Origin of the sequence: Franzmannia qiaohouensis, assembly GCF_031451695.1 — a bacterium.
GTDB lineage: Bacteria > Pseudomonadota > Gammaproteobacteria > Pseudomonadales > Halomonadaceae > Franzmannia > Franzmannia qiaohouensis.
The window spans coordinates 63,647-85,044 of record NZ_JARWAM010000006.1; the positions used below are offsets into that span (position 1 = coordinate 63,647).

Annotated in this window: 25 protein-coding genes and 1 other RNA gene; 6 read left to right on the forward strand and 20 right to left on the reverse strand. The window is 64.8% G+C overall.

The window, feature by feature from the left end:
* Window positions 1-31: 31 nt before the first annotated feature.
* Both rnpB and rsmI read right to left on the reverse strand, forming a co-directional pair.
* Window positions 32-398, reverse strand: an RNA gene (gene rnpB / locus QC821_RS09340) — RNase P RNA component class A.
* Between the two features lie 223 nt (window positions 399-621).
* Window positions 622-1,479 (reverse strand): 16S rRNA (cytidine(1402)-2'-O)-methyltransferase, encoded by an 858-nt coding sequence (gene rsmI, locus QC821_RS09345; protein WP_309720110.1) that lies wholly within the window; start codon window positions 1,477-1,479, stop codon window positions 622-624.
* 41 nt (window positions 1,480-1,520) lie between these two features.
* On the opposite strand from rsmI, the gene QC821_RS09350 reads away from it, so the two are divergent.
* The 4 genes from QC821_RS09350 to QC821_RS09365 are packed head-to-tail and all read left to right on the forward strand — an operon-like array spanning window position 1,521 to window position 4,955.
* Window positions 1,521-3,401 (forward strand): penicillin-binding protein activator, encoded by a 1,881-nt coding sequence (locus tag QC821_RS09350; protein WP_309720113.1) that lies wholly within the window; start codon window positions 1,521-1,523, stop codon window positions 3,399-3,401.
* Complete coding sequence (locus QC821_RS09355) at window positions 3,385-3,753, forward strand: YraN family protein (protein ID WP_309720116.1); 369 nt, start codon at window positions 3,385-3,387, stop codon at window positions 3,751-3,753. The genes QC821_RS09350 and QC821_RS09355 overlap by 17 nt, the downstream gene beginning before the upstream one ends.
* Before the next feature lie 23 nt (window positions 3,754-3,776).
* On the forward strand, window positions 3,777-4,370 hold the full coding sequence (locus QC821_RS09360; protein ID WP_095622085.1) for a phosphoheptose isomerase: 594 nt from the start codon (window positions 3,777-3,779) through the stop codon (window positions 4,368-4,370).
* A gap of 27 nt (window positions 4,371-4,397) precedes the next feature.
* Window positions 4,398-4,955 (forward strand): BON domain-containing protein, encoded by a 558-nt coding sequence (locus tag QC821_RS09365; RefSeq protein WP_309720121.1) that lies wholly within the window; start codon window positions 4,398-4,400, stop codon window positions 4,953-4,955.
* Window positions 4,956-5,038: 83 nt separating this feature from the next.
* Here QC821_RS09365 and QC821_RS09370 read toward each other — a convergent pair whose 3' ends face one another.
* From QC821_RS09370 to zapE, 8 genes are all read right to left on the reverse strand, one after another.
* Window positions 5,039-5,527, reverse strand: a complete 489-nt coding sequence (locus QC821_RS09370; RefSeq protein ID WP_309720124.1) for a ClpXP protease specificity-enhancing factor — start codon at window positions 5,525-5,527, stop codon at window positions 5,039-5,041.
* 50 nt (window positions 5,528-5,577) lie between these two features.
* Complete coding sequence (gene sspA, locus QC821_RS09375) at window positions 5,578-6,204, reverse strand: stringent starvation protein SspA (protein WP_309720127.1); 627 nt, start codon at window positions 6,202-6,204, stop codon at window positions 5,578-5,580.
* Between the two features lie 160 nt (window positions 6,205-6,364).
* A complete protein-coding gene (locus tag QC821_RS09380) occupies window positions 6,365-7,132 on the reverse strand; it encodes a cytochrome c1 (protein ID WP_309720130.1) in 768 nt (255 codons plus the stop codon).
* Complete coding sequence (locus QC821_RS09385) at window positions 7,132-8,391, reverse strand: cytochrome b (protein ID WP_309720133.1); 1,260 nt, start codon at window positions 8,389-8,391, stop codon at window positions 7,132-7,134. Before QC821_RS09385 ends, QC821_RS09380 begins: the two co-directional genes overlap by 1 nt.
* Window positions 8,391-8,981 carry a ubiquinol-cytochrome c reductase iron-sulfur subunit gene (gene petA / locus QC821_RS09390; protein WP_309720136.1) on the reverse strand — a complete coding sequence of 197 codons (591 nt, stop codon included), beginning with the start codon at window positions 8,979-8,981 and terminating at the stop codon, window positions 8,391-8,393. The genes QC821_RS09385 and petA overlap by 1 nt, the downstream gene beginning before the upstream one ends.
* Window positions 8,982-9,204: 223 nt before the next feature.
* Window positions 9,205-9,594 (reverse strand): 30S ribosomal protein S9, encoded by a 390-nt coding sequence (gene rpsI, locus QC821_RS09395; RefSeq protein WP_076748509.1) that lies wholly within the window; start codon window positions 9,592-9,594, stop codon window positions 9,205-9,207.
* A gap of 13 nt (window positions 9,595-9,607) precedes the next feature.
* Window positions 9,608-10,036: a 50S ribosomal protein L13 gene (rplM, locus tag QC821_RS09400; protein ID WP_076748510.1), complete on the reverse strand. Its 429-nt coding sequence runs from the start codon at window positions 10,034-10,036 to the stop codon at window positions 9,608-9,610.
* A 263-nt stretch (window positions 10,037-10,299) separates the two neighbouring features.
* Window positions 10,300-11,484, reverse strand: coding sequence for a cell division protein ZapE (gene zapE, locus QC821_RS09405; RefSeq protein WP_309720142.1), 1,185 nt, complete (start codon window positions 11,482-11,484; stop codon window positions 10,300-10,302).
* A 245-nt stretch (window positions 11,485-11,729) separates the two neighbouring features.
* On the opposite strand from zapE, the gene QC821_RS09410 reads away from it, so the two are divergent.
* Window positions 11,730-12,182 (forward strand): Z-ring associated ZapG family protein, encoded by a 453-nt coding sequence (locus tag QC821_RS09410; protein WP_309720145.1) that lies wholly within the window; start codon window positions 11,730-11,732, stop codon window positions 12,180-12,182.
* A gap of 35 nt (window positions 12,183-12,217) precedes the next feature.
* Here QC821_RS09410 and QC821_RS09415 read toward each other — a convergent pair whose 3' ends face one another.
* Window positions 12,218-12,976 (reverse strand): Nif3-like dinuclear metal center hexameric protein, encoded by a 759-nt coding sequence (locus QC821_RS09415; protein ID WP_309720148.1) that lies wholly within the window; start codon window positions 12,974-12,976, stop codon window positions 12,218-12,220.
* Window positions 12,977-13,077: 101 nt separating this feature from the next.
* Between QC821_RS09415 and QC821_RS09420 the strand changes: the two genes are divergently transcribed.
* Entirely contained in the window at window positions 13,078-14,304 is a 1,227-nt protein-coding gene (locus QC821_RS09420; protein WP_309720150.1) for a trypsin-like peptidase domain-containing protein, read from the forward strand.
* A 90-nt stretch (window positions 14,305-14,394) separates the two neighbouring features.
* Here the strand turns inward: QC821_RS09420 and hisD are convergent, their stop codons facing one another.
* The 9 genes from hisD to QC821_RS09465 all read right to left on the reverse strand — a co-directional run bounded on the left by hisD (window position 14,395) and on the right by QC821_RS09465 (window position 21,390).
* A complete protein-coding gene (gene hisD / locus QC821_RS09425) occupies window positions 14,395-15,717 on the reverse strand; it encodes a histidinol dehydrogenase (RefSeq protein WP_309720153.1) in 1,323 nt (440 codons plus the stop codon).
* Between the two features lie 61 nt (window positions 15,718-15,778).
* Window positions 15,779-16,441, reverse strand: coding sequence for an ATP phosphoribosyltransferase (gene hisG / locus QC821_RS09430; RefSeq protein WP_309720156.1), 663 nt, complete (start codon window positions 16,439-16,441; stop codon window positions 15,779-15,781).
* Window positions 16,442-16,462: 21 nt separating this feature from the next.
* A complete protein-coding gene (murA, locus tag QC821_RS09435) occupies window positions 16,463-17,725 on the reverse strand; it encodes a UDP-N-acetylglucosamine 1-carboxyvinyltransferase (RefSeq protein WP_309720159.1) in 1,263 nt (420 codons plus the stop codon).
* Window positions 17,726-17,738: 13 nt separating this feature from the next.
* Entirely contained in the window at window positions 17,739-18,002 is a 264-nt protein-coding gene (locus QC821_RS09440; RefSeq protein WP_309720161.1) for a BolA family protein, read from the reverse strand.
* A gap of 297 nt (window positions 18,003-18,299) precedes the next feature.
* Window positions 18,300-18,632 carry an STAS domain-containing protein gene (locus QC821_RS09445; RefSeq protein ID WP_309720164.1) on the reverse strand — a complete coding sequence of 111 codons (333 nt, stop codon included), beginning with the start codon at window positions 18,630-18,632 and terminating at the stop codon, window positions 18,300-18,302.
* Window positions 18,629-19,294 carry an MlaC/ttg2D family ABC transporter substrate-binding protein gene (locus QC821_RS09450; RefSeq protein ID WP_309720167.1) on the reverse strand — a complete coding sequence of 222 codons (666 nt, stop codon included), beginning with the start codon at window positions 19,292-19,294 and terminating at the stop codon, window positions 18,629-18,631. The genes QC821_RS09445 and QC821_RS09450 overlap by 4 nt, the downstream gene beginning before the upstream one ends.
* A gap of 23 nt (window positions 19,295-19,317) precedes the next feature.
* Window positions 19,318-19,782, reverse strand: coding sequence for an outer membrane lipid asymmetry maintenance protein MlaD (gene mlaD / locus QC821_RS09455; protein WP_095622068.1), 465 nt, complete (start codon window positions 19,780-19,782; stop codon window positions 19,318-19,320).
* Window positions 19,783-19,798: 16 nt separating this feature from the next.
* Window positions 19,799-20,581 carry a lipid asymmetry maintenance ABC transporter permease subunit MlaE gene (gene mlaE / locus QC821_RS09460; RefSeq protein WP_095622067.1) on the reverse strand — a complete coding sequence of 261 codons (783 nt, stop codon included), beginning with the start codon at window positions 20,579-20,581 and terminating at the stop codon, window positions 19,799-19,801.
* Entirely contained in the window at window positions 20,578-21,390 is an 813-nt protein-coding gene (locus QC821_RS09465; protein ID WP_309720174.1) for an ABC transporter ATP-binding protein, read from the reverse strand. Before QC821_RS09465 ends, mlaE begins: the two co-directional genes overlap by 4 nt.
* Window positions 21,391-21,398: the final 8 nt, after the last annotated feature.

Genomic DNA, 21,398 nt, shown 5'->3' on the forward strand with positions numbered 1-21,398 from the left:
GCCGAAAAAATCGCGGTCAGCGATGGGAATGGGAGGGAGCCAGCCGATAAGCCGGGTTCTGTCGTGGACAGCCATTCCTCTAGGCGCTGCGTTGCCACAGCGCTCAAGCAACCTACCCGGACCCAGCGCGGGCCACGCCATTGGGTCCCTATTTGGTCTTGCTCCGAGTGGGGTTTACCGTGCCACGCACTGTTACCAGGCGCGCGGTGCGCTCTTACCGCACCCTTTCACCCTTACCGGCCTCCCGAAGGAGACGTAGGCGGTCTACTCTCTGCTGCACTAGCCGTCGGCTCGCGCCGCCCAGGCGTTACCTGGCACTCTGCCCTATGGAGCCCGGACTTTCCTCCCCCACCCGCACTGCAAGCAGCGCGGCTGGCGGCGACTGTCTGGCCGACTCCCAAGCCGGGAAGAATAACAGCGCGCCAGCCCCCTCTCAAGCGGCCAGGAGAGAAACTCAGAGTGATCACAGCTGCTCATTGAGCGAGGCGCACCGGGGGCAGGCCGAAGAGGAGGTTTGCGCCATGGATGGCGCAAGGTAGCGCCCAGGGATGGGTTTACAGCGCCTCCTCGAAGGCCAGCTCCCGGATCAGCCCCGAGCGATGCCGATGCTCTGAAAAAAACTCAGCCGGCATCCTTGAGCGCCTGGGCTCGTGCATACCAGGATTTCTTGGCGCCGCCCAACACCCGCGTCGCCACCGAGGCGGCCTGCTTGACGCCGACCCCTTCGGCCAGCAGTGCAGCGAGCAGCTGATCGGCCTCGAGCAACGCCTGGTCGGTTTCCTCCCGCGGCGGCGCGCCGCCGATCATCACCACGAACTCACCGCGAGCCTGGTCCGGGTCCTCCTGCATGCGCGCCAGCAACATCTCGGCACTGCCGTCGAGGAAGGTTTCGAAAGTCTTGGTCAACTCACGCGCCAGCACCACGCGGCGCTCCCCCAGCACCGCTGCGAGGTCGGCGAGGGTGTCACGGATACGGTGCGGCGATTCATAGCAGACCAGCGTCTCGTCACGCCCTGCCAGCCCCTCGAGACGCGCCCGCCGGGCCGCCGACTTGGCCGGCAGAAAGCCGATAAAGGTAAAGCGATCGGTGGGCAGCCCCGCCGCACTGAGCCCCGCCACCAGCGCACAAGGGCCCGGCACCGGCACGATGCGATGGCCGGCGTCGCGCAGTTCGCGCACCAGCACGAAGCCCGGATCACAGATCAGCGGCGTGCCGGCGTCGCTGATCAAGGCCACGTCGTCGCCGGCCATCAGGCGCTCGGCCAGCTGCGCTACCCGCGCCGCTTCATTGTGCTCGTGCAGCGACAGCATCGGCCGCTCGAGGCCCAGGTGACGCAGCAGTCGCGCGCTGTGACGGGTATCCTCGGCGGCGATCACTGCCACCTCGCCGAGCAACCGTGCCGCCCGTGGGGAGAGGTCGTCAAGATTCCCAATCGGCGTGGCGACCACGTACAATGCCCCATACGCTGAGTCAGACATAACGGTTCCTCCGATAGGACCCAGACAAGGGAATAGGATTTATGGACAAATCGCCTCGCGGCCTGCTGCTTGCCGCCCTGCTGGCGCTGATGGTGGCGGGCTGTGCCGCGCCCACCGGGATGGTCGACAGGCTCACCGATCCCGAGCCCGAGACCCTGCTCGAACGCGCCGCCGACCAGCCCCCCGGGGAGGCTGCCGCCACGCGCCTCGAGGCGGCCGACATCCTAGCACGGCGCGGTGACGAGGCGCAGGCCTTCGAGGTCGCCGAGAGCCTCGATGACAGCCTGCTCGAGGACCCCCAGCGCGTGCAGTGGGCACTGCTGCTGTCGGGCCTGGCCTATGACCTGGAAGACGACTCCATGGTGCTGCAGGCAACCCAGATCCTCGACGAGGATATCCGCATGGAGAGCGATGACCGCAATGCCCTGCGCTATCGCCAAGGGCTCTCGCTGGGCCGCATCGGCGAGCCGTTGGCAGCCTCGCGCGCCCTGCTGCGGGTCCAGGCCGACACCGATAACCCGGTGCTCAACGATGACATCTGGCGCCAGCTGACCCGCCTCAATCGCCAGGAACTGGCAACGCTCAGCGAAGACCCGGACGCCCTCACCGCCGGGTGGCTCGAGGTCATCGACCTGCAGCGCCAGAGCGGTGGCGACATCACCCGCTTTCTCGACCGCCTCGGCGCATGGCGCGAGCGCAATCCCAACCACCCCGCTGCGCGGCGGCCGCCCAGCGAACTGACGGAACTGCGCGAGCTGCGCGATCAGGACGTGCGCCGCATCGCCGTGCTACTGCCCGAGTCTGGCCCGCTCGCCGATGTCGCCGAGCAGATTCGCCGCGGCCTGCGGGCCCGCCACATGGAAGCCGGCAACAACGGCGAGTCGACGCCGCAAATGACCTTCATCGACGCCAGCAGCGGCGATCTCCAGGCGCTTTACGCCGAGGCCAACATGGTCGGCGCCCAGGTGGTGATCGGCCCCCTCGACAAGGACCAGGTCACCGAGCTCGAGAACCGCGACAGCGTGCCGCTGCCGACCCTGGCGTTGAACTACGGCCACGGTGAGCGCAATAACGCCGAAGGCCTCTTTCAGTACGGCCTGTCGGCGGAAGACGAGGCGCGCCAGGCGGCACGCCGCGCCTACCTCGACGGCCACCGCCGCAGCGCCGTACTGGTGCCAGATAACGACTGGGGTGAGCGCGTCGGCAACGCCTTCCGCCAGGAGTGGGAGCGCCAGGGCGGCAGCGTCACCTCAGCGGTGCGCTATGAACCCGGCGGCTCTGTGGCGGGCGCCGTGCGCCCGCTGCTCAGCGTCAGCGGCGAGCGCGCCCAACTGGGCAACGTCGACATGCTGTTCCTGCTCGCACTGCCCAGCTACGCCCGCCAGGTACCGCCGATGCTGGACTACTACTACGCCAGCAACCTGCCCATCTATGCCACCTCGCACCTCTACGAGGGGCGTCCGCAGCCGCGCATCGACCATGACCTGGACGACGTGCAGTTTCCCGACATTCCCTGGCTGATCCCCAATGCCGCGGTGGGCGGCGAGAACGCCGTGCCCTTCTTCGGCAGCTACATGGCGCTGCGCGAGGATAACGACCCGGCGCTGTTCAAACTCAACGCCATGGGGGTAGACGCCTACGAACTGGCGCGCCGCCTGCCTCAGCTGCAGGCCATTTCCGGCAGCGAGATACAGGGTGCCACCGGCATACTGCGTGCCGAGAGTGACGGCCGCATCTACCGCGAGCTGCCCTGGGCCACCTTTGCCAACGGTGTCCCCCAGCTGCCGCTGGGCCTGATCCATCGCGACGACCTGATGGGCAACGGTGTTCCGCAACTACGCGACCCCGCTAGCGACAACGACAACGACAACGACAACGACAGCGACAACGACAGCGTCTTCGACGATGGCCGGGCCCGCTGACGCGCGCCAGCGCGGTGCGCAGATCGAGCGCAGCGTGGCCGACTGGCTGATCCAGCGCGGCCTCGTGCTGGTGGCCAGCAACCAGCACGCCAAGGGTGGCGAGCTGGACCTGGTAATGCGCGACGGCGAGATTCTGGTGTTTATCGAGGTCAAGCACCGCGCCGACTGCCGCCACGGCCATCCGCTGGAGTTCGTCACCGCCACCAAGCAGCGCCGCCTGATCCGGGCGGCGCGTTTTTATCTACAGCGCAACGGGCTATCATGTGCCTGCCGCTTCGACGTGGTGGCCGTGACCGGCCATGCCCCGGACCTCGACATCCAGTGGGTGAGAGGCGCCTTCGAAGCGTTCTGACAGACAAGGACCAGGAAGCCACCATGGATTTCCAGACACGCATACTCGAGCACTTCAACGCCAGCATCGACACCAAGACCTATGCCAGTGAGGTGCTGCCACCCTTCATCGAGGTGGCAAGCCAGATGATGGTGCAGTGCCTGGTCAACGAGGGCAAGATTCTGGCCTGCGGCAACGGCGGCAGCGCCGGCGACAGCCAGCACTTCTCCTCGGAACTGCTCAACCGCTTCGAGCGCGAGCGCCCCAGCCTGCCGGCTCTGGCGCTGACCACCGACACCTCGACGCTGACCTCGATCGCCAACGACTACAGCTATAACGAGGTGTTCTCCAAACAGATCCGCGCCCTCGGCCAACCGGGCGATGTGCTGCTGGCGATCTCCACCAGCGGCAACTCGGCCAATGTCATCCAGGCCATTCAAGCCGCCCACGACCGCGACATGACGGTGGTCGCTCTCACCGGCCGCGACGGCGGCAACATGGCCTCCCTGCTTGGCCAGGATGATTGCGAGATTCGCGTGCCGGCCACCTCGACCGCACGCATCCAGGAAGTCCACCTGCTGGCCATCCACTGCCTGTGCGACCTGATCGACGAACAGCTGTTCGGTGGCAGCGAGTAATCTTGACCCCTAACGCGAGTGATAAGCATGAGAAAAGGATTTGTGATATCCACCCTGATGGCGCTGAGCCTGGTGCTCTCCGGCTGTGCGCAGATGTCCGCCGGCCCCGAGGACCACGGCTCCAGGACCTTCGGTAGCCAGGTCGAGGACCAAGGCATCGAGAGTCGCATCTCAGGTAACCTGTCCCGCGAGGATGCGCGCTTCAACGACGCCCGGGTCAACGTCGACAGCTACAACGGCATCGTGCTGCTGACCGGCCAGGTCCCCAGCGAAGAGCTCCGGGACAAGGCCCAGGAAGTCGCCACCGGCACCCGTAACGTGCGCCGCGTCCACAACGAGCTGGCGGTGGCTGCCAACGTGCCCCTCGCCCAGCGCACCACCGACACCTGGATCACCACTCGGGTGCGCTCGACGCTGATCGCCGATGAGCGCATCGATGCACGGCGGGTGCGCGCCATCACCGAGAACTCGAGCGTCTACCTGATGGGCATCGCCACCCGCGAAGAGGCAGAGCGCATCGTCAACGCGGTGTCCGGCATCAGCGGCGTGCAGCGCATCGTCAAGGCATTCGAATACCTCGACTGACCAGGTACGCCCCCATGCAAGAATGCAAAACGGCAGCCCACTGGGCTGCCGTTTTGCATCATGCCTCGGTGAGTGTCTCGACGCTACTTGATCACACGCAGCGACGGACGCCCCTTGGGCGGCGCATCGCCCTCTTGGCTGGCCTCGGCCTGATCGTCGGCGGAAGACTCGGTGTCGCTATCGACGCTCGACAGCGAGCGCCCGGCGTCTTCCGATGCCGCCGCGTCGTCGCCGGCCACCTCGGCCTCGAAACCGGGCATTACCGGCTCATGGCCAAACACCATCCCCACGCCGTTCTCACGCGCGTAGAGTGCGATCAGCGCCTGACTGGGCACAACCACCTGCATCGGCTGGCCACCAAAACGGGCGCTGAAGGTAATCGCCTCGTTCTCCATCATCAGATCGCGCACCGCGGTCGGCGCCACGTTGAGAACGATCTGACCGTTCTGGACGAACTGGCTCGGCACGGCAACGCCGGCGTGCTCGGCATCGACCACGATATAGGGCGTCTGATCGTTGTCCAGCAACCACTGATAGAGGGCTCTGGCCAGGTAGGGTCGGCTCGACAGCATGTCTGCCTCCTGCAATGGGTGCGCGCCGGTCACGACCGGCGACATGAGTATCAGGTGCGCATCTCGCGCTCGGCCTCGGACAGCGCGGCCTTGAAGGCGTCGCGCTCGAACAGGCGCTCCATGTAGCTGACCAGCGGCTTGACCTGCTTCTCCGGAAGCTCGATGCCCAGCGCCGGGAGGCGCCACAGCAGCGGTGCCAGGCAGCAGTCGACCAGCGAGAACTCTTCGCTCATGAAGAACGCCATGTCCTCGAAGATCGGCGAGATACCCACCAGGCTCTCGCGTAGTTCCTTGCGCGCCTTGTCGGCATCCTTCTTGCTGCCGCTGACGATCTGTTCGACCAGCGGGCACCACTCGCGTTCGATACGATGCATCCAGAGCCGACTCTGGGCACGCGCCACCGGATAGACCGGCAGCAGCGGCGGGTGCGGGAATCGCTCGTCGAGGTACTCCATCATCACCTTGGATTCATACAGCACCAGATCGCGATCCACCAGCGTAGGCACGCTGTTGTAAGGATTGAGATCGGCGAGTTCCTCGTGCTGACTGCCGTCGGCAACTTCCAGAATGTCCACGGCCACGCCCTTTTCGGCCAGCACGATACGCACCCTATGGCTGAGGTGGTCGTCACTGCCGGAATAGAACGTCATCGACGAACGCTTGGCCACTACACCCATGTAACAATCCTCGCATCAATTCGAAGTTGCATCATAACACGCCGTGCAACCCCTCGGTGGCAGCAGCGCTCCCGCCCTCGCCGATCAGGCAGAGGCCAGACATACAGGGGGCGCATGACCCGGTCGGCCATACGCCCCCACCAGCTAGCACGACTGACGATCAGTGAACGTCGCGCCAGTACTCACGCTTGAGCAGGTAGGCAATGACACCGAAGATGAAGATGAAGATCAACACCTTGGGACCGAGTGCCTGGGCCTGCAGCTTGGATGGCTCACCGACGTAGGCGAGGAAGTTGGTGAGGTCGTAGACCGCTTCCTCGAACTCGTCAGGCTCCATCTTGCCCGGCTGGGTGACCTGCAGCACTTCACAGGACTGATACTTGCCTGACAGCGGGTCGAGCTCGGCGCCCTCGATGGGCCGGTCGCTCTCGGCGCAAACCATCTCCTGCACGCCCTGCAGCGGTTCGAGCACGTTGGGCATGGCCGACGCCTCGAGCACAATGTTGTTGACACCGAGCGGCTGGCTGGGATCGCGATAGAACCCAAGCAGATAGGAGTAAATGTAGTCGGGCCCCCGTATGCGGTTGAACAGCGTCAGGTCTGGCGGTGCCACACCAAACCAGTTGGCGCCATCACTGCCCTCCATGGCGATATTCATCTGGTCATTGAAGGCCAGCTCAGGGCTGAATATCAGGTTCTCCTCGACCAGGTCCTGGGGCATGCCCAGATCAGTAGCTGCTCGGGAAAAACGTTGATGCTCCAGAGAGTGACAGCCCATGCAATAGTTGACGTAGAGCTGCATGCCCCGCTGCAGGGAGGCCTCGTCATTGATGTCCGGAGTCATCGAAAACGGCTGCTCGGGGAGCGGTGCCGCCATGGTAGTGAGCGGCACCAGCGCGAAGAGCAGTGCAAACAGTTGCTTTTTCATTAGCCAGTCACCCTCTCCGGAACGGGTTTAGTTTTCTCCAGCTTGGTGTAGAACGGCATCAGCAGGAAGAAGGCGAAATACAGAACGGTGCAGAGCTGAGCCACGGCAGTACGCACCGGCGTACCAGGAATCGCCCCCAGAACACCCAAGATCACGAAGCTCAAAGCGAAGATGATCAGCATCGACCGAGACATCCAGCCTTTGTAGCGCATCGAGCGAACCGGGCTGCGGTCGAGCCACGGCAGCACGAAAAGGATCGCGATGGCACCGCCCATGAAGAGCACGCCGAGGAACTCTGCCTGGAGGGGACCAAGATCGAAGGTAATCGCCCTCAGGATCGCGTAGAAGGGCGTGAAGTACCACACCGGTGCAATATGGTCAGGCGTCACCATGGGGTTGGCCGGTTCGAAGTTTGGCCGCTCCAGAAAATAGCCCCCCCCCTCAGGGAAGTAGAAGACGACCACCGCGAAGACAAACAGGAAGATAGCGATACCGACCAGATCTTTGACCGTGTAGTACGGATGGAACGGAATGCCGTCCAGCGGCTTGCCGGATTCGTCTTTCTTTTCCTTGATATCGACACCGTCCGGGTTGTTGGAGCCGACCTCATGCAGGGCAATGATGTGCAGTACCACAAGTGCCAGTATGACGATGGGCAGCGCCACCACGTGCAGGGCAAAGAAGCGGTTCAGGGTAATACCCGAGATCAGGAAGTCACCGCGGATCCACTGAGCCAGGTCGGGCCCTACGAAGGGAATCGTGGCAAACAGCGAGATAATAACCTGCGCGCCCCAGTAGGACATCTGCCCCCACGGCAGCAGGTAGCCCATGAAGGCCTCGGCCATCAGCAGCAGGTAGATGGTCATGCCAAAGATCCACACCAGCTCACGGGGCGCCTTGTAGGAGCCGTAGAGCAAGGCACGAAACATGTGCAGGTAGATCACCACGAAGAACGCCGATGCGCCGGTCGAGTGCAGGTAGCGAATCAGCCAGCCCCACTCCACGTCGCGCATGATGTACTCGACGGATGCAAAGGCCCCTTCGCCGGAGGGGTTGTAGCTCATGGTCAGCCACACCCCGGTGAGGATCTGGTTGACGAGAACCAGCAGAGCCAGCACGCCGAAGATATAGAAGAAGTTGAAGTTCTTCGGTGCGTAGTACTTGGTCAGATGGTCCTGCACCATCTGGGTCGCGGGAAAACGGTCATCGACCCAACGCATGAGCCCCTTTTCCGCCTTCGCCTTGTTCGGGTTAGCCATCAGGCATTCTCCTCATCTTCACCGACGATGATGTCGTCGCCTTCAAAGCGATAGGGCGGCACCTCGAGGTTGGTCGGAGCCGGCACGTTGCGGAATACACGGCCCGCCAGGTCGAAATAGGAGCCGTGGCAGGGGCAGAAGAAACCGCCCGGCCAGTCATCCATATCGACGGCGTCTGGCTCGGGCCGGTAAAGCGGCGAACAGCCCAGATGGGTGCAGATGCCGATCAGCACACCGATTTCCGGGCGCGACGAGCGCAGCGGGCCGGTGATATAGGCTGGCTGCTGCGGTCGCTCGGAGTCAGGATCCGAGAAACGACCAGGGTCGCTGTTCTCGGTGCGCTCGATCATCTCCTCGGTGCGGCTGATAACCCATACCGGGCGCCCGCGCCACTCCACGGTAATCCGCTGACCGGGCTCCAACTGAGATATATCGGCCCGCACCGGAGCACCCGCCGCTCTTGCCCTTGCACTAGGCTGCCAAGAAGCCACAAAGGGGACCGCAACCCCGACAGCGCCCACCGCACCCACGACGGTAGTGGCACCCACGAGGAAACGGCGCCGCCCTCTGTTTACGCCGTTATCTGCCATTTTCTATTTTCTCCCATCAACTTACCCGTTGCCGTATCACAGGAAGGGTATCCCGCGACCCACGGATACAAATGAAGGCTATGGTAAAAAAACGCGCGCGCAAACACAAGGCAATACGGCCCTTGACCTAAGTGGTAGACACGCAACAACTGCCTGAAATACATATAAAAAAACGCCCAGACCCCGAAGAGTCTGAGCGCCTTTTTCGATCGTCTCGCCGCGTTTAACGCTTGGAGAACTGCGGACGACGACGTGCCTTGCGCAGACCAACCTTCTTACGCTCGACTTCGCGAGCATCGCGAGTCACGTAACCGGCAGCGCGCAGCGGCTGACGAAGCTCTTCGTTATACACCATCAGGGCACGAGTGATGCCGTGACGAATGGCGCCGGCCTGAGACGAACCGCCGCCGCCCTTGACGGTGACATAGGCGTCAAACTGGCCCAGCGTGTCGGTCAGCTCGAGGGGCTGACGCACGACCATGCGGCCGGTAACGCGACCGAAATAGAGGTCGAGTTCCTTGTCATTGACGGTGATCTTGCCGGTGCCCGGCTTGAGGAATACACGAGCGGTGGAAGTTTTGCGGCGCCCGGTACCGTAATACTGCTGTGTCATGGCGAAGTATCCCTTAGAGGTTCAGTTCTTGCGGCTGCTGAGCAACGTGCGGATGCTCGGCACCGGCGTAGACCTTGAGCTTGGTGTACATGGCGCGGCCCAGCGGCCCCTTCGGCAGCATGCCCTTGACGGCAGACTCGATGACGCGCTCGGGAGCGTAGCCGATCATCTTCTCGAAGTTCATGGAACGCAGGCCACCCGGGTAACCGGTGTGACGATAATAGGTCTTGGCCTGGGCCTTGTTGCCGGTCACCTTGACCTTCTCGGCGTTGATCACGACGATGTAATCGCCGGTATCGACGTGCGGGGTATACTCCGCCTTATGCTTGCCGCGCAGGCGGCGTGCAATTTCGGTCGCCAGACGACCGAGCGTCTTGTCCGTAGCGTCGACGACAAACCAGTCGCGCTGGACGGACTGCGGCTTAGCACTGAACGTCTTCATGGATGAATCACCAAATCGATGTATTGGGTCTCGATACCGCGAACGGCACCTGACCATCCCTATTTTTCTTGGTTGCCACGCAAAAATGCGCAACAACGGTCGAGCGAGGCGGCATTCTACACGAGCCTGACACGCCTAGGCAATCCTCCTGCTCCGCGAATCTCAGCTGTCACGGCTGATATTAGCGAGTAGCGAGGGACGCTGACGGCAGGTCGAAGAGGAGGCCTGCCGCCAGAATCAGTCCCGAGCGGCACAGCCACGAATCACGGCTTATGGGGCAGCGCCAGATACTCGTGGGACTGCATCTCCTGAAGCCGCGACAGAGTGCGCTGGAACTCGAACTCAAGCCGCCCGTCGGCGTAGAGCTGCTCGGCGTCGACCTCCGCCGACATCAACAGCTTGACGCCGCGGTCGTAGAACTCGTCGACCATGTTGATGAAGCGTCGCGCCTGGTCGTCGCTCGCCCCGCTCATGCGGGTGACGTTGGATACCAGCACGCTGTGAAACTCACGCGCCAGCTCGATATAGTCGTTCTGGCTGCGCGGCCCGTCGCACAGCTCGAGAAACTCGAACCACACCACATCATCGTGGAGACGCCGCGCCTTGAGCACCCGATGATTGACCTCGATTGGCGCATCCGCCTCACCCTCGGCACCGGCGATCTCGCGGAAGCTGCGCGCCAACTCCGACTCGGCAGCGGCATCCAGCGGCGAGTGAAAGATCTCGGCGCGCTCCAGGGCGCGCAGCCGATAGTCGATGCCCGAGTCGACGTTGACCACCTCACAGTGACGCTTGACCAGCTCGATGGCAGGCAGGAAACGCGCCCGCTGCAGGCCGTCCTTGTAGAGCTCGTCGGGCACGATGTTGGAGGTCGCCACCAGCACCACGCCGTGCTCGAACAGCGCCTCGAGCAGGTTGGCCAGGATCATCGCATCGGTGATGTCCTTGACGAAGAATTCGTCGAAGCAGATCACCCGCGCCTCGCCGGCAAACTTGGCGGCAATCAGCTTGAGCGGGTTCTTTTCGCCCTTGTAGTGGTCGAGCTCGTTGTGTACCCGCTGCATGAAACGGTGAAAGTGGGTACGCATCTTGTCGGGGAACGGCAGCGACTCGAAGAAGGTGTCGACCAGGTAGGTCTTGCCGCGCCCGACGCCGCCCCAGAAGTAGAGGCCCATGATCGCCGGCGGCTCTTCGAACGGCGAGGCCACCTTCTTGCTGCCGAACAGGCCCGCCATCTTCGACTTCAGCCCCTTGCCCGATGCCACCGGCTTGGGCGCACTGCGCGGCGTGGCCACCAGCGCATCATAGAGACGCTGCAGATGCTCGACCGCCGCCTGCTGGGCCGCATCGTACTGGAAGTCGTCGCGCTCGAGATCGGCACGATAGCGGGCCAGCGGCCCTTGGCCGGGCATCGCCGGGGTATTCGTCGCGGTGGTTGTCGCACTCATAGGAAGCTTGCGTACCTCGCCCTCAGCTCGTCGAGCGATGCATTATACCCGCGAGCAACCCATTTCGCATGTGCGAAACGCGCAGCACGGCGCCACTTTCCACGTCTGGCGCATTGACCTCGGTCTCGGCGTGCCCTCTATAATGGCGGCGTCGGCTTCGCTACCCGAAGGGTAGCCCCGACCCGGCCAGCACTGCGCGGGGCTTACCCCCGTATCACTGGCGGAAAAGACCAAAGGGGAACGACGTGTACGACAGCAATATCGACTGGATACTGGCAATCGTCAGCGCCCTGGCCGGCATCGGCATCGGCGCGCTGGGCTATCACCTGCTCAACGCCAACGTGGCACGCAACCAGAAGGTCCGCCAGCGCCTGGCCGAGGCCGAGCTGGAGCTCAGCCAGGTCAAGGATGCCCTCAACGACCACTTCGCCCGCGCCGCCGACCTGGTGACCAGCATTCAACGTCAGAGCCAGGAGCTCGAGCAGCAGCTGTCACTGGGCGCCGATCGCCTCTGCGACGACCTGCAGATCAAGCGTCGCCTGACCCCCACCGACGACGCCCTGGGCGCAGACGACGACTCGCCGTCGGTACCGCGCGACTATGCCGACGGCGACCACGGCACCCTGGCCGAGGACTTCGGCCTGCGCCGCGACGACGACGCAACCGGCGCGACCCAGCCGCAGCCGCCCCGCTACTGATCTGCGCACGATGCCTGCGCCACCGGCGCAGGTCGTCAGACGGGGTTGTCGATATCCACGAAACGGTGCTCCACGCCTAGCTCTGCGGCCAGCCAGTCGCCTAGCGCCCTGACGCCGTCCCGCTCGGTGGCATGATGCCCCGCCGCCACATAGCTGATACCCATCTCGCGGGCGATATGCGTGGTGCGCTCGGAGATTTCCCCGGAGATGAAAAGCTGTGCACCGGCCTCGGCGGCAGCCATGAGCATGTCCTGGGCACCACCGGTGCACCAGGCAACCCGTTCCAGCGCACCACGATGCCCCTCGATCAGCAGTGGCTCTCGCCCCAGGCACTCGCCGACGTGGGCGGCCAGCGCTCGGCTATCGAGGCCCGCCGGCGGTGCCCCCAGCCACAGCAGCCCCTCGCCGATCTCGCCGTCGGCACAGCCGCTGGCGGTAAACCCGAGTCGCTCGCCGAGCAGCGCATTGTTGCCCAGGGTCGCGTGGGCATCCAGCGGCAGGTGATAGGCGAGCAGATTGATGTCGTGGCTGAGCAGGGTCTTGAGGCGCCGCTGCTTCATGCCGGTCACCGCCAGCGGCTCGTTCTTCCAGAAATAGCCGTGGTGCACCAGCAGCAGGTCGGCATCCCAGGCCAGCGCCTCGTCGAGCAGCGCCTGGCAGGCCGTAACCCCGCTCATCACCCGCTGCACCTGGGGACGACCGGCGACCTGCAGGCCATTCACGGTATAGTCCTTGAAGCGCGCCGGCTGCAGCAGCGTATCGCACGCTGTCACCAGCGCCTGACGATCGATCATGGTCACCTCCAGACAGGCCAAAACAGGCAGTGGTACAATAACTCGCCATTGTAACGACTGTGGCCACCCCCAGCGACCGCCCCGTCGACAAGGAACCTTGCATGCGTCGTACCCTGCTGCCCTATGTGTGGCCCGTGCTCATCGGTGTACTGCTGGCCATCGTGCTGCTCAACGCCTTTCCCCAACTGCTCGGCCGCGACCAGGCGGCAGCACCTGCCCAGCGGGTCGAACCGCAGCCCCAGACGCTACCGGCGACCCAGCCAGACGGCGAACCGCGCCCGGCACCGGAGCTGCAGACCGCCAACCCGCTGTCCCGCGAGCAGGGGCCATTCAGCTACTCGGCGGCCGTCGACCGTGCCGCGCCGGCGGTGGTCAACATCTACTCCTCGCGCATGGTCGAGCGTGACGAACACCCGCTGATGTCGGACCCCTTCTTCCGCCAGTTCTCCGGCGATGACGCCACCTCGCGCCAGCGCATGCTCTCCAGCCTCGGCTCCGGGGTGATCGTCAGCGACGACGGCTACGTGCTCACCAACCACCATGTCATCAGCGGCGCCGACCAGATCCAGGTGGCCCTGCGCGACGGCCGCAACACCCTCGCCGAGGTCATCGGCACCGATCCGGAAAGCGACCTTGCGGTGCTGCGCATCGACCTCGACGAGCTGCCGGTGATCGCCATCACCGACTCGACCCAGGCCGCGGTGGGCGACGTGGCGCTGGCCATCGGCAATCCCTTCGGCGTCGGCCAGACGGTGACCATGGGTATCATCAGCGCCACCGGTCGCAGCCACCTGGGGCTGAATGCCTACGAGGACTTCATCCAGACCGACGCAGCGATCAACCCCGGCAACTCCGGCGGTGCGCTGATCAATCCTGAAGGCGCCCTGGTGGGTATCAATACCGCGATCTTCTCGCGTTCGGGCGGCTCCCAGGGCATCGGCTTCGCGATCCCCGCCAACCTGGCGCGCAACATCCTCGATGAACTGGTCACCCAGGGCCGTGTGATCCGCGGCTGGCTAGGCATCGAGGCCCAGGAAATGACCCAGGAACTGGCCGCGTCGTTCGGCCTGCAGACCCCGGGCGGCGTGGTCATCGCCGGTATCGTGCCCGACGGCCCTGCTGCCCAGGCCGGGCTGCGGCCTGGCGATGTGCTGCTCGAGGTAGATGGTCGGCCAATTCTCGACGCACGCGTGGCGATGGCCGATATCGCGGCCATCGAGCCCGGCGCCGAACTGCCCATCGCCGTGATCAGAAGCGGCGAGCGCATCGACCTGGTACTCGACGTCGGCGAACGCCCGCCGCCGGAGGGACGACGCCCGGAACGCTGAGCGGGCCCCCTCACGACGCAAGACGCCCCTGCCAGTGGCAGGGGCGTCTTGCGTTGCGGCAACCGCTGGATGCTTCAGAGGGTGTTTATATCAGGGCTTGATGCGGTACTCCGCAGAGCGTGCATGGGCCGTCAGCGACTCGCCCCGCGCCAGCACCGAGGCGGTACGCCCCAGCGTCGAGGCACCATCCGCCGAGCAGTTGATGATCGACGAGCGCTTCTGGAAGTCGTAGACCCCCAGCGGCGACGAGAAACGTGCGGTGCCCGAGGTCGGCAGCACATGGTTGGGGCCGGCGCAGTAGTCACCCAGCGCCTCGGCGGTATAGCGCCCCATGAAGATCGCCCCGGCGTGGCGTATCTCGCCGAGCCAGCTGCCTGGGTCGGCCAGCGACAGCTCGAGGTGCTCCGGGGCGATGCGGTTGATCAGCGCCGCGGCCTCGCCGCGGTCGCGGCACACGATAAGTGCGCCGCGGGCAGCTAGCGACTCGGCGATGATCGCCTGGCGCTCCATGGTCGGCAGCAGCGACTCGATCGACGCCGCCACGGCATCGGCATGGGCACCGTCCCAGGTGACCAGGATCGCCTGGGCATCCTCGTCGTGCTCGGCCTGGGAGAACAGGTCCATGGCCAGCCAGTCGGGATCGGTGCCGCCATCGGAAACCACCAGGATCTCCGAGGGGCCGGCGATCATGTCGATGCCGACCTGGCCGAACACCGCGCGCTTGGCGGTGGCCACGTAGATATTGCCGGGCCCGACGATCTTGTCGACCCGCGGCACTGTCTCGGTGCCGTAGGCCAGCGCCGCCACCGCCTGAGCCCCGCCCAGGGTAAATACATGGTCGACGCCGGCCAGGTGCGCCGCCGCCAGCACCAGCTCATTGAGCACGCCGTCCGGGGTCGGCACCACCATGACGATTTCACGCACGCCGGCGACATGCGCCGGAATCGCGTTCATCAGCACCGAAGAGGGATAGGCGGCCTTGCCCCCAGGCACGTAGATACCGGCGCGGTCCAGCGCCGTGACCTGCTGGCCGAGCACCGTGCCATCGGCCTCGGTGTACTGCCAGGAGCCGGGCTTCTGATGCTCATGATAGACACGAATGCGCTCGGCGGCGGCGGCCAGCGCCTCACGCTGTTCGGCGGGCAGGCCGTCGTAGGCCTGGCGCAGGCGGGCCGGGCCCAGGGTAAGCTCGGCCATCGACCCCACCGCCAGGCGATCGAAGCGGTTGGACAGTTCGACCAGGGCGGCGTCACCGCGGTGACGTACCGCGGCGATGATCTCGTCGACGCGCTGCTGGACCTCGGTGCTTGACACACCTTCCCAGGCCAGCAGCGTGTCGAGGCGGGCATCGAAGTCGGCATCGGCGGTCGACAGCCGATTGATGACAGGACGCACACGGGCATTGTCGGTCATGGGGCTCTCTCCAGGTAACCTTGCTCATCCTTGAGCAGCGGGACAATAGGAAGACTCGGAACTAACGGGCCGCTGTTGCGGAGTGGTCGCGGCGCTTGGCCACGGCGGCACGCAGGCGCTCGATCAGCGGCTTGAGATGCTCGTGCTTCATGGTCATGGCGGCCTTGTTGACCACCAGCCGCGTACTGATGCTGGCGATCAGCTCACGCGGCTCCATGCCGTTGGCGCGCAGGGTATTGCCGGTGTCGACGATATCGACGATCTCATCGGCGAGATTCATCAGTGGCGCCAGCTCCATGGCGCCGTAGAGCTTGATCACCTCGGCCTGGATGCCCTGCTCGGCGTAGTAGCGGCGCGCCACGTTGACGAACTTGGTCGCCACCCGGCGACGCGCCCGGGCCGGCTCAGCACCCTTGACCCCGGCGGTCATCAGCTTGCAGCCGGCGATCTCCAGGTCGAGCGGCTCGTAGAGCCCCTCGGCACCGTGCTCGAGCAGCACGTCCTTGCCGGCCACGCCGAGGTCGGCGGCGCCGAGCTGCACGTAGGTCGGCACGTCGGTGGCGCGAATCACCACCAGCTTGACGTCGGGCAGATTGGTATCGAACAGCAGCTTGCGGCTCTTGCCGAGATCCTCGGCGGGCTCGATCCCGGCGTCAGCGAGTAGCGGCAGGGTCTCATCGAGAATACGGCCCTTCGACAGGGCCACGATCAGTTGCTTGTTCATCAGCTTACTCAGGTCGGTCAGTTAGCCGGGCACGCGGCGGATCTTGGCGCCCAGCAGCTGCAGCTTCTCTTCGATGCACTCGTAGCCGCGATCGATGTGGTAGATGCGATCGACGCAGGTTTCGCCGTCGGCCATCATCGCCGCAATCACCAGCGATGCCGAGGCGCGCAGGTCGGTGGCCATCACCGGCGCACCGGATAGCCGCTCGACGCCGGTGATCACCGCGGTGTTGCCCTCCAGGGCAATCTGCGCCCCCATGCGATTGAGCTCCTGAACGTGCATGAAGCGGTTCTCGAAGATCGTCTCGACCACCCGCGAGGTACCGTCAGCCACCGCGTTCAAAGCCACGAACTGGGCCTGCATGTCGGTAGGAAAAGCCGGATAGGGTGCGGTGCGAATATTCACCGGCCGCGGCCGCTTGCCGTGCATGTCGAGCTCGATCCAGTCGGCGCCAGTGGTGATGGTCGCCCCGGCCTCCTCGAGCTTGGCCAGCACCGCCTCGAGGATATCGGCACGGGTGCGGCGCACCCGCACCTTGCCACCGCTGAGCGCGGCGGCGACAAGGAAGGTGCCGGTCTCGATGCGGTCGGGCATCACCTCATGGTGGCAGCCGTGCAGCCGCTCGACGCCCTCGACGGTGATGGTATCGCTGCCGTGGCCACGAATATTGGCGCCCATGGCGATCAGGCACTCGGCGAGATCGACGATCTCCGGCTCGCGGGCGGCGTTTTCCAGAATCGTGGTGCCCTCCGCCAGCGTCGCCGCCATCAGCAGATTCTCGGTGCCAGTCACGGTGACGGTGTCGAAGAAGATCGTCGCGCCCTTCAGGCGGCCGTTACTGCGCGCGCGGATATAGCCCGCCTCGACGCGGATCTCGGCGCCCATCGCCTCGAGGCCGCGAATGTGCAGGTCCACCGGCCGCGAGCCAATGGCACAGCCGCCGGGCAGCGATACGTCGGCATGCCCGAAGTGCGCCAGCAGCGGCCCCAGCACCAGGATCGAGGCGCGCATCTTCTTGACCAGGTCATAGGGCGCGTGGCAATCCTTGACCTGGGCGCCGTCGAGCTGAATGGTCATGCGCTCGCCCATCACCGGCTCGACGCCCATGCGCCCGAGCAGCTCCAGGGTGGTAGTAATATCCTGCAGGTGCGGCAGGTTGCCGATGGTCACCGGCCCCTCGGAGAGCAGCGTGGCGCAGAGGATCGGCAGCGCCGAGTTCTTGGCGCCACTGGCCCATACTTCACCATTGGCGGGTCCGTTGCCGCTTATAATCAGTTTATCCATGAATATCCGCTTCTCAGGCGCCGCCAGCGGCGGCGTTGTTCGCGGCGTTCTGCCACTGGCTGGGGGTATAGGTCTTGATGCTCACCGCGTGCAGCGCACCGCTGGCGATCTCCTCGGACAGCGCCGAGTAGATCAGCTGCTGGCGCTTGACCGGCGACAGCTCGCCGAACACCTCGCCCACCGCCGTTACCTGAAAATTGCAGCCTTCGCCCTGGATATGAAAATCGCAGCCATCGATACGGGCCTCGAGTAGCGCCTTGACGTCACTGGGTTGCATGCGCGCAGCTCTCCTCTGAAATAAGCATGTCAGCGCTAGACCGGCGTACGCGGTACGCGGAGCGCAAATGGGTTCCAATGGTAATCAAAAGCGCCCCGCTTGGCGATGCCAAGGGGGCGATTAACGGGGCAAGTGAAGATATCGGTCACTGGAACGGGAGGCAGCGCTGCGCGCTGCAATCGCGACTGAAGTCGCTCCCACAAAAGCGCATGGCGCCAAAGCAAAAGTAGGAGCGATTTCAATCGCGATGGGGTGAGTTGCGCATGCCGGAATATCAACGTCGGCGAGCACATACCATCAGGCCACGGCGGCCTCGGGGAGCAAGCTGTCGAGGCCGGCAATACGCGTCAGGCGCACCAGCGGTGCCGACAGCGTCACGTTCTCGATGACCAGACCCGCGGCCTCGGCGCGACGGGTCCACTCGAGCAGTACGCTCAGTGCCGCGCTGCTGACTCGCTCGACGCCACTCAAGTCGAGCACCAGGCGGGTAGCAGAGGGCTGCCGGGCCAGCCAGTCGCTGCCGCTGGCAGCCAGGGCCGCGGCGACCTCGAAATCGACGTCGCCGCTGACCGCCAGGCGCGCGCCCTCGGCATCGAGTCGCACACCCCCCTCCTCGAGCAGGCAGCTCATGCCGAGCCGCCCTCCTCCAGCTCCTCGACGCCCACTTCCGGCGCCCAGCCGTCGATGACCGCATCATAGTCGCGGCCGTGATCGCGCATCGCCTGATCGAACTGATTGCGGAAGGTCAGCCCCAGGTTGATGCCGTTGACAATCACGTTGACCACCTTCCACTCGCCGTCGCTGAGGCGCAGCGAGTAGCTGACCGGGTAGACCTGACCGTTGGTGGCCACCACTTCCATGGCCACGCTGGCCTGATCGTTGTGGCGCGACTCGCGCTGGCTGTCGAGGACCCGCAGCTCGCGATAGTCGAAGGTCACCAGGCCCCTGGTGTAGGTATCGATCAGGGTCTGGCGGAAGGTGTTCACGAACCGGCTGCGCTGTTCGGGCGTAGCGTTCTGGAAATAGCGCCCCATCACGCTGGCGCCGATATAGCGGAAGTCGGCGATATCATCCAGATTGTCATCGACCAGCGCCTCGAGCTCGTCGATATTGTTGGCGAAGTAGTCCCTACGCCCCTCGATCTCACCCATCAGCTCGTCGATGCTGGTACGAATCAGCTGTTCCGGGGTCTGGCTGGGCTGCTGCGCCTGAGCCGGCCCGACCATCAACATTGCCAAGGCAGCCAACAGGGCCACCGCAGCAGACAAGTAACGCCTATACGCTACGCGCATAACACCTCCATGAACTAACGTCATCAGTCACTGACCATGTTGGACACGAATTGCTGGATGAGTTCTTCCAGCACCAGTGCCGACTGGGTATCGCGGATGCTGTCACCGTCCGCCAGGGTCTCGGGGTCGCCGCCTACCGACAGGCCCACGTACTGCTCACCGAGCAGCCCCGAGGTAAGGATCGCCGCCGTGGTATCCCGCGACAGGCGGCCCTCGAGGGTACCGTCCAGCTCCATCACCACCCGCGCGTCGTACCAGTCGGTATCCAGCTCGATGGCCGATACTCGGCCGACGTTGACACCGGCCATGGTCACCTTGGCACGCGGCTTGAGGCCGCCGATATTGGAGAAATTTGCCTCCAGGGTGAAGGTGTCGCCGGACGGTCCCATGGTCAGCCCGCTGACCCGCAGGCCGAGGAATACCAGCCCCAGGATCCCGGCGAGCATGAACAGCCCGACGCCCAGTTCCATCATCTTGCTGCGCTTCATGCCTTGTCTCCGCTGATCATGACAGCCCGCCGAACATTACCGCGGTCAATACGAAATCCAGCCCCAGTACGGCCAGCGAGGAGTAGACCACGGTGCGCGTAGTGGCACGTGAGATACCCTCGGAGGTGGGGATCAGGTCATAGCCCTGGAACACCGCGATCCAGGTCACCACCAGAGCGAATACCAGGCTCTTGACCATGCCATTGCCGACGTCGCCGATGAAATCGACGCTCGACTGCATGTTGCCCCAGTAGGAACCGTCGAACACGCCGAGCCACTCGACGCCGACCAGATAGCCGCCATAGATGCCGACCACGCTGAAGCCCACGGTGAGCAGCGGCAGCGCCACGAAGCCCGCCCACAGACGCGGCGCCACCACCCGGCGCAGCGGATCGACGCCGATCATCTCCATGCTCGACAGCTGCTCGGTGGCCTTCATCAGGCCGATCTCGGCGGTCAGCGCCGAGCCGGCACGCCCGGCAAACAGCAGTGCCGCCACCACCGGCGACAGCTCGCGCAGCAGCGACAGCGCCACCATCTGCCCCAGCGCCTGCTCGGCGCCGAAATCGACCAGGATGGTATAGCCCTGCAGTGCCAGCACCATGCCGATGAACAGCCCCGACACCATGACGATGGCCAGCGACAACACGCCGACGAAATGCATCTGTCGCAGCCACAGATAGAGCCCTTCACGGGACGGCACCCCGACCGCCGACTGCGCCAGGAATACTCCCGCCCGGCCCATGGCTTCGAGCAGCTCGCAGCCACGTCGCCCCAGCCCAGCGATATGGCGGATCATCGCCAGCCTCCCGCGCCCAGCATGTCGTGTCGAAAGTCAGGCGCCGGATAGTGAAAGGGCACCGGGCCGTCGGCTTCGCCGTGCACGAACTGGCTGACCCGTGGGTCCTGGTCGACGTCGAGGGTCGCCGGGGTACCATGGGCCATGACCTGGCCATCGGCGATGACATAGACGTAGTCGGCGATCGACAGCGTCTCCTTGATATCGTGGGAGACCACCACCGCGGTCAGGCCCAGCGCCTCGTTGACCCGCTTGATCAGCTGCACCAGCACCCCCATCGAGATCGGATCCTGACCGACGAACGGCTCATCGTAGAGGATCAGCTCGGGATCCAGGGCCAGTGCCCGGGCCAGCGCCACACGCCGCGTCATGCCACCCGACAGCTCGGACGGCATCAGCTCGCGTGCGCCGCGCAGGCCGACCGCCTCGAGCTTCATCAGCACAAGGTCGCGAACCATGGCCTCGGGCAGGTCGGTATGCACGCGTAGCGGGAAGGCGACGTTCTCGAACACGCTCAGATCGGAGAACAGCGCGCCGCTCTGAAACAGCATCCCCATCCGCCTGCGCAGCCGAAACAGCGCCTTGCGTGACAGCGCGTGCACGCGCTGACCGTCGATCTCCACCCGCCCGGCATCCGGAGTCAACTGGCCGCCGATCAGCTTGAGCAGGGTGGTCTTGCCGGTGCCGCTGGGCCCCATGATCGCAGTGATCTTGCCGCGCGGAATGCTTAGTGACACGCCGCGGAAGATTTCCTTGTCACCGCGAGAGAAGTGCAGGCCGTCGATCACCACGAAGGGCGAATCACTCATCGCGTGCC

Coding starts and splice junctions, on each gene's coding strand:
- QC821_RS09355 (WP_309720116.1), top strand. CDS start 3,385: ATGGCCGGGCCCGCTGACGCGCGCCAGCGCGGTGCGCAGATCGAGCGC.
- QC821_RS09350 (WP_309720113.1), top strand. CDS start 1,521: ATGGACAAATCGCCTCGCGGCCTGCTGCTTGCCGCCCTGCTGGCGCTG.
- QC821_RS09370 (WP_309720124.1), bottom strand. CDS start 5,527: ATGCTGTCGAGCCGACCCTACCTGGCCAGAGCCCTCTATCAGTGGTTG.
- QC821_RS09420 (WP_309720150.1), top strand. CDS start 13,078: ATGCGTCGTACCCTGCTGCCCTATGTGTGGCCCGTGCTCATCGGTGTA.
- QC821_RS09380 (WP_309720130.1), bottom strand. CDS start 7,132: ATGAAAAAGCAACTGTTTGCACTGCTCTTCGCGCTGGTGCCGCTCACT.
- rpsI (WP_076748509.1), bottom strand. CDS start 9,594: ATGACACAGCAGTATTACGGTACCGGGCGCCGCAAAACTTCCACCGCT.
- QC821_RS09415 (WP_309720148.1), bottom strand. CDS start 12,976: ATGATCGATCGTCAGGCGCTGGTGACAGCGTGCGATACGCTGCTGCAG.
- mlaD (WP_095622068.1), bottom strand. CDS start 19,782: ATGAAGCGCAGCAAGATGATGGAACTGGGCGTCGGGCTGTTCATGCTC.
- hisG (WP_309720156.1), bottom strand. CDS start 16,441: ATGAACAAGCAACTGATCGTGGCCCTGTCGAAGGGCCGTATTCTCGAT.
- rsmI (WP_309720110.1), bottom strand. CDS start 1,479: ATGTCTGACTCAGCGTATGGGGCATTGTACGTGGTCGCCACGCCGATT.
- petA (WP_309720136.1), bottom strand. CDS start 8,981: ATGGCAGATAACGGCGTAAACAGAGGGCGGCGCCGTTTCCTCGTGGGT.
- QC821_RS09365 (WP_309720121.1), top strand. CDS start 4,398: ATGAGAAAAGGATTTGTGATATCCACCCTGATGGCGCTGAGCCTGGTG.
- sspA (WP_309720127.1), bottom strand. CDS start 6,204: ATGGGTGTAGTGGCCAAGCGTTCGTCGATGACGTTCTATTCCGGCAGT.
- rplM (WP_076748510.1), bottom strand. CDS start 10,036: ATGAAGACGTTCAGTGCTAAGCCGCAGTCCGTCCAGCGCGACTGGTTT.
- hisD (WP_309720153.1), bottom strand. CDS start 15,717: ATGACCGACAATGCCCGTGTGCGTCCTGTCATCAATCGGCTGTCGACC.
- QC821_RS09360 (WP_095622085.1), top strand. CDS start 3,777: ATGGATTTCCAGACACGCATACTCGAGCACTTCAACGCCAGCATCGAC.
- QC821_RS09450 (WP_309720167.1), bottom strand. CDS start 19,294: ATGCGCGTAGCGTATAGGCGTTACTTGTCTGCTGCGGTGGCCCTGTTG.
- zapE (WP_309720142.1), bottom strand. CDS start 11,484: ATGAGTGCGACAACCACCGCGACGAATACCCCGGCGATGCCCGGCCAA.
- QC821_RS09445 (WP_309720164.1), bottom strand. CDS start 18,632: ATGAGCTGCCTGCTCGAGGAGGGGGGTGTGCGACTCGATGCCGAGGGC.
- QC821_RS09440 (WP_309720161.1), bottom strand. CDS start 18,002: ATGCAACCCAGTGACGTCAAGGCGCTACTCGAGGCCCGTATCGATGGC.
- QC821_RS09465 (WP_309720174.1), bottom strand. CDS start 21,390: ATGAGTGATTCGCCCTTCGTGGTGATCGACGGCCTGCACTTCTCTCGC.
- mlaE (WP_095622067.1), bottom strand. CDS start 20,581: ATGATCCGCCATATCGCTGGGCTGGGGCGACGTGGCTGCGAGCTGCTC.
- QC821_RS09385 (WP_309720133.1), bottom strand. CDS start 8,391: ATGGCTAACCCGAACAAGGCGAAGGCGGAAAAGGGGCTCATGCGTTGG.
- murA (WP_309720159.1), bottom strand. CDS start 17,725: ATGGATAAACTGATTATAAGCGGCAACGGACCCGCCAATGGTGAAGTA.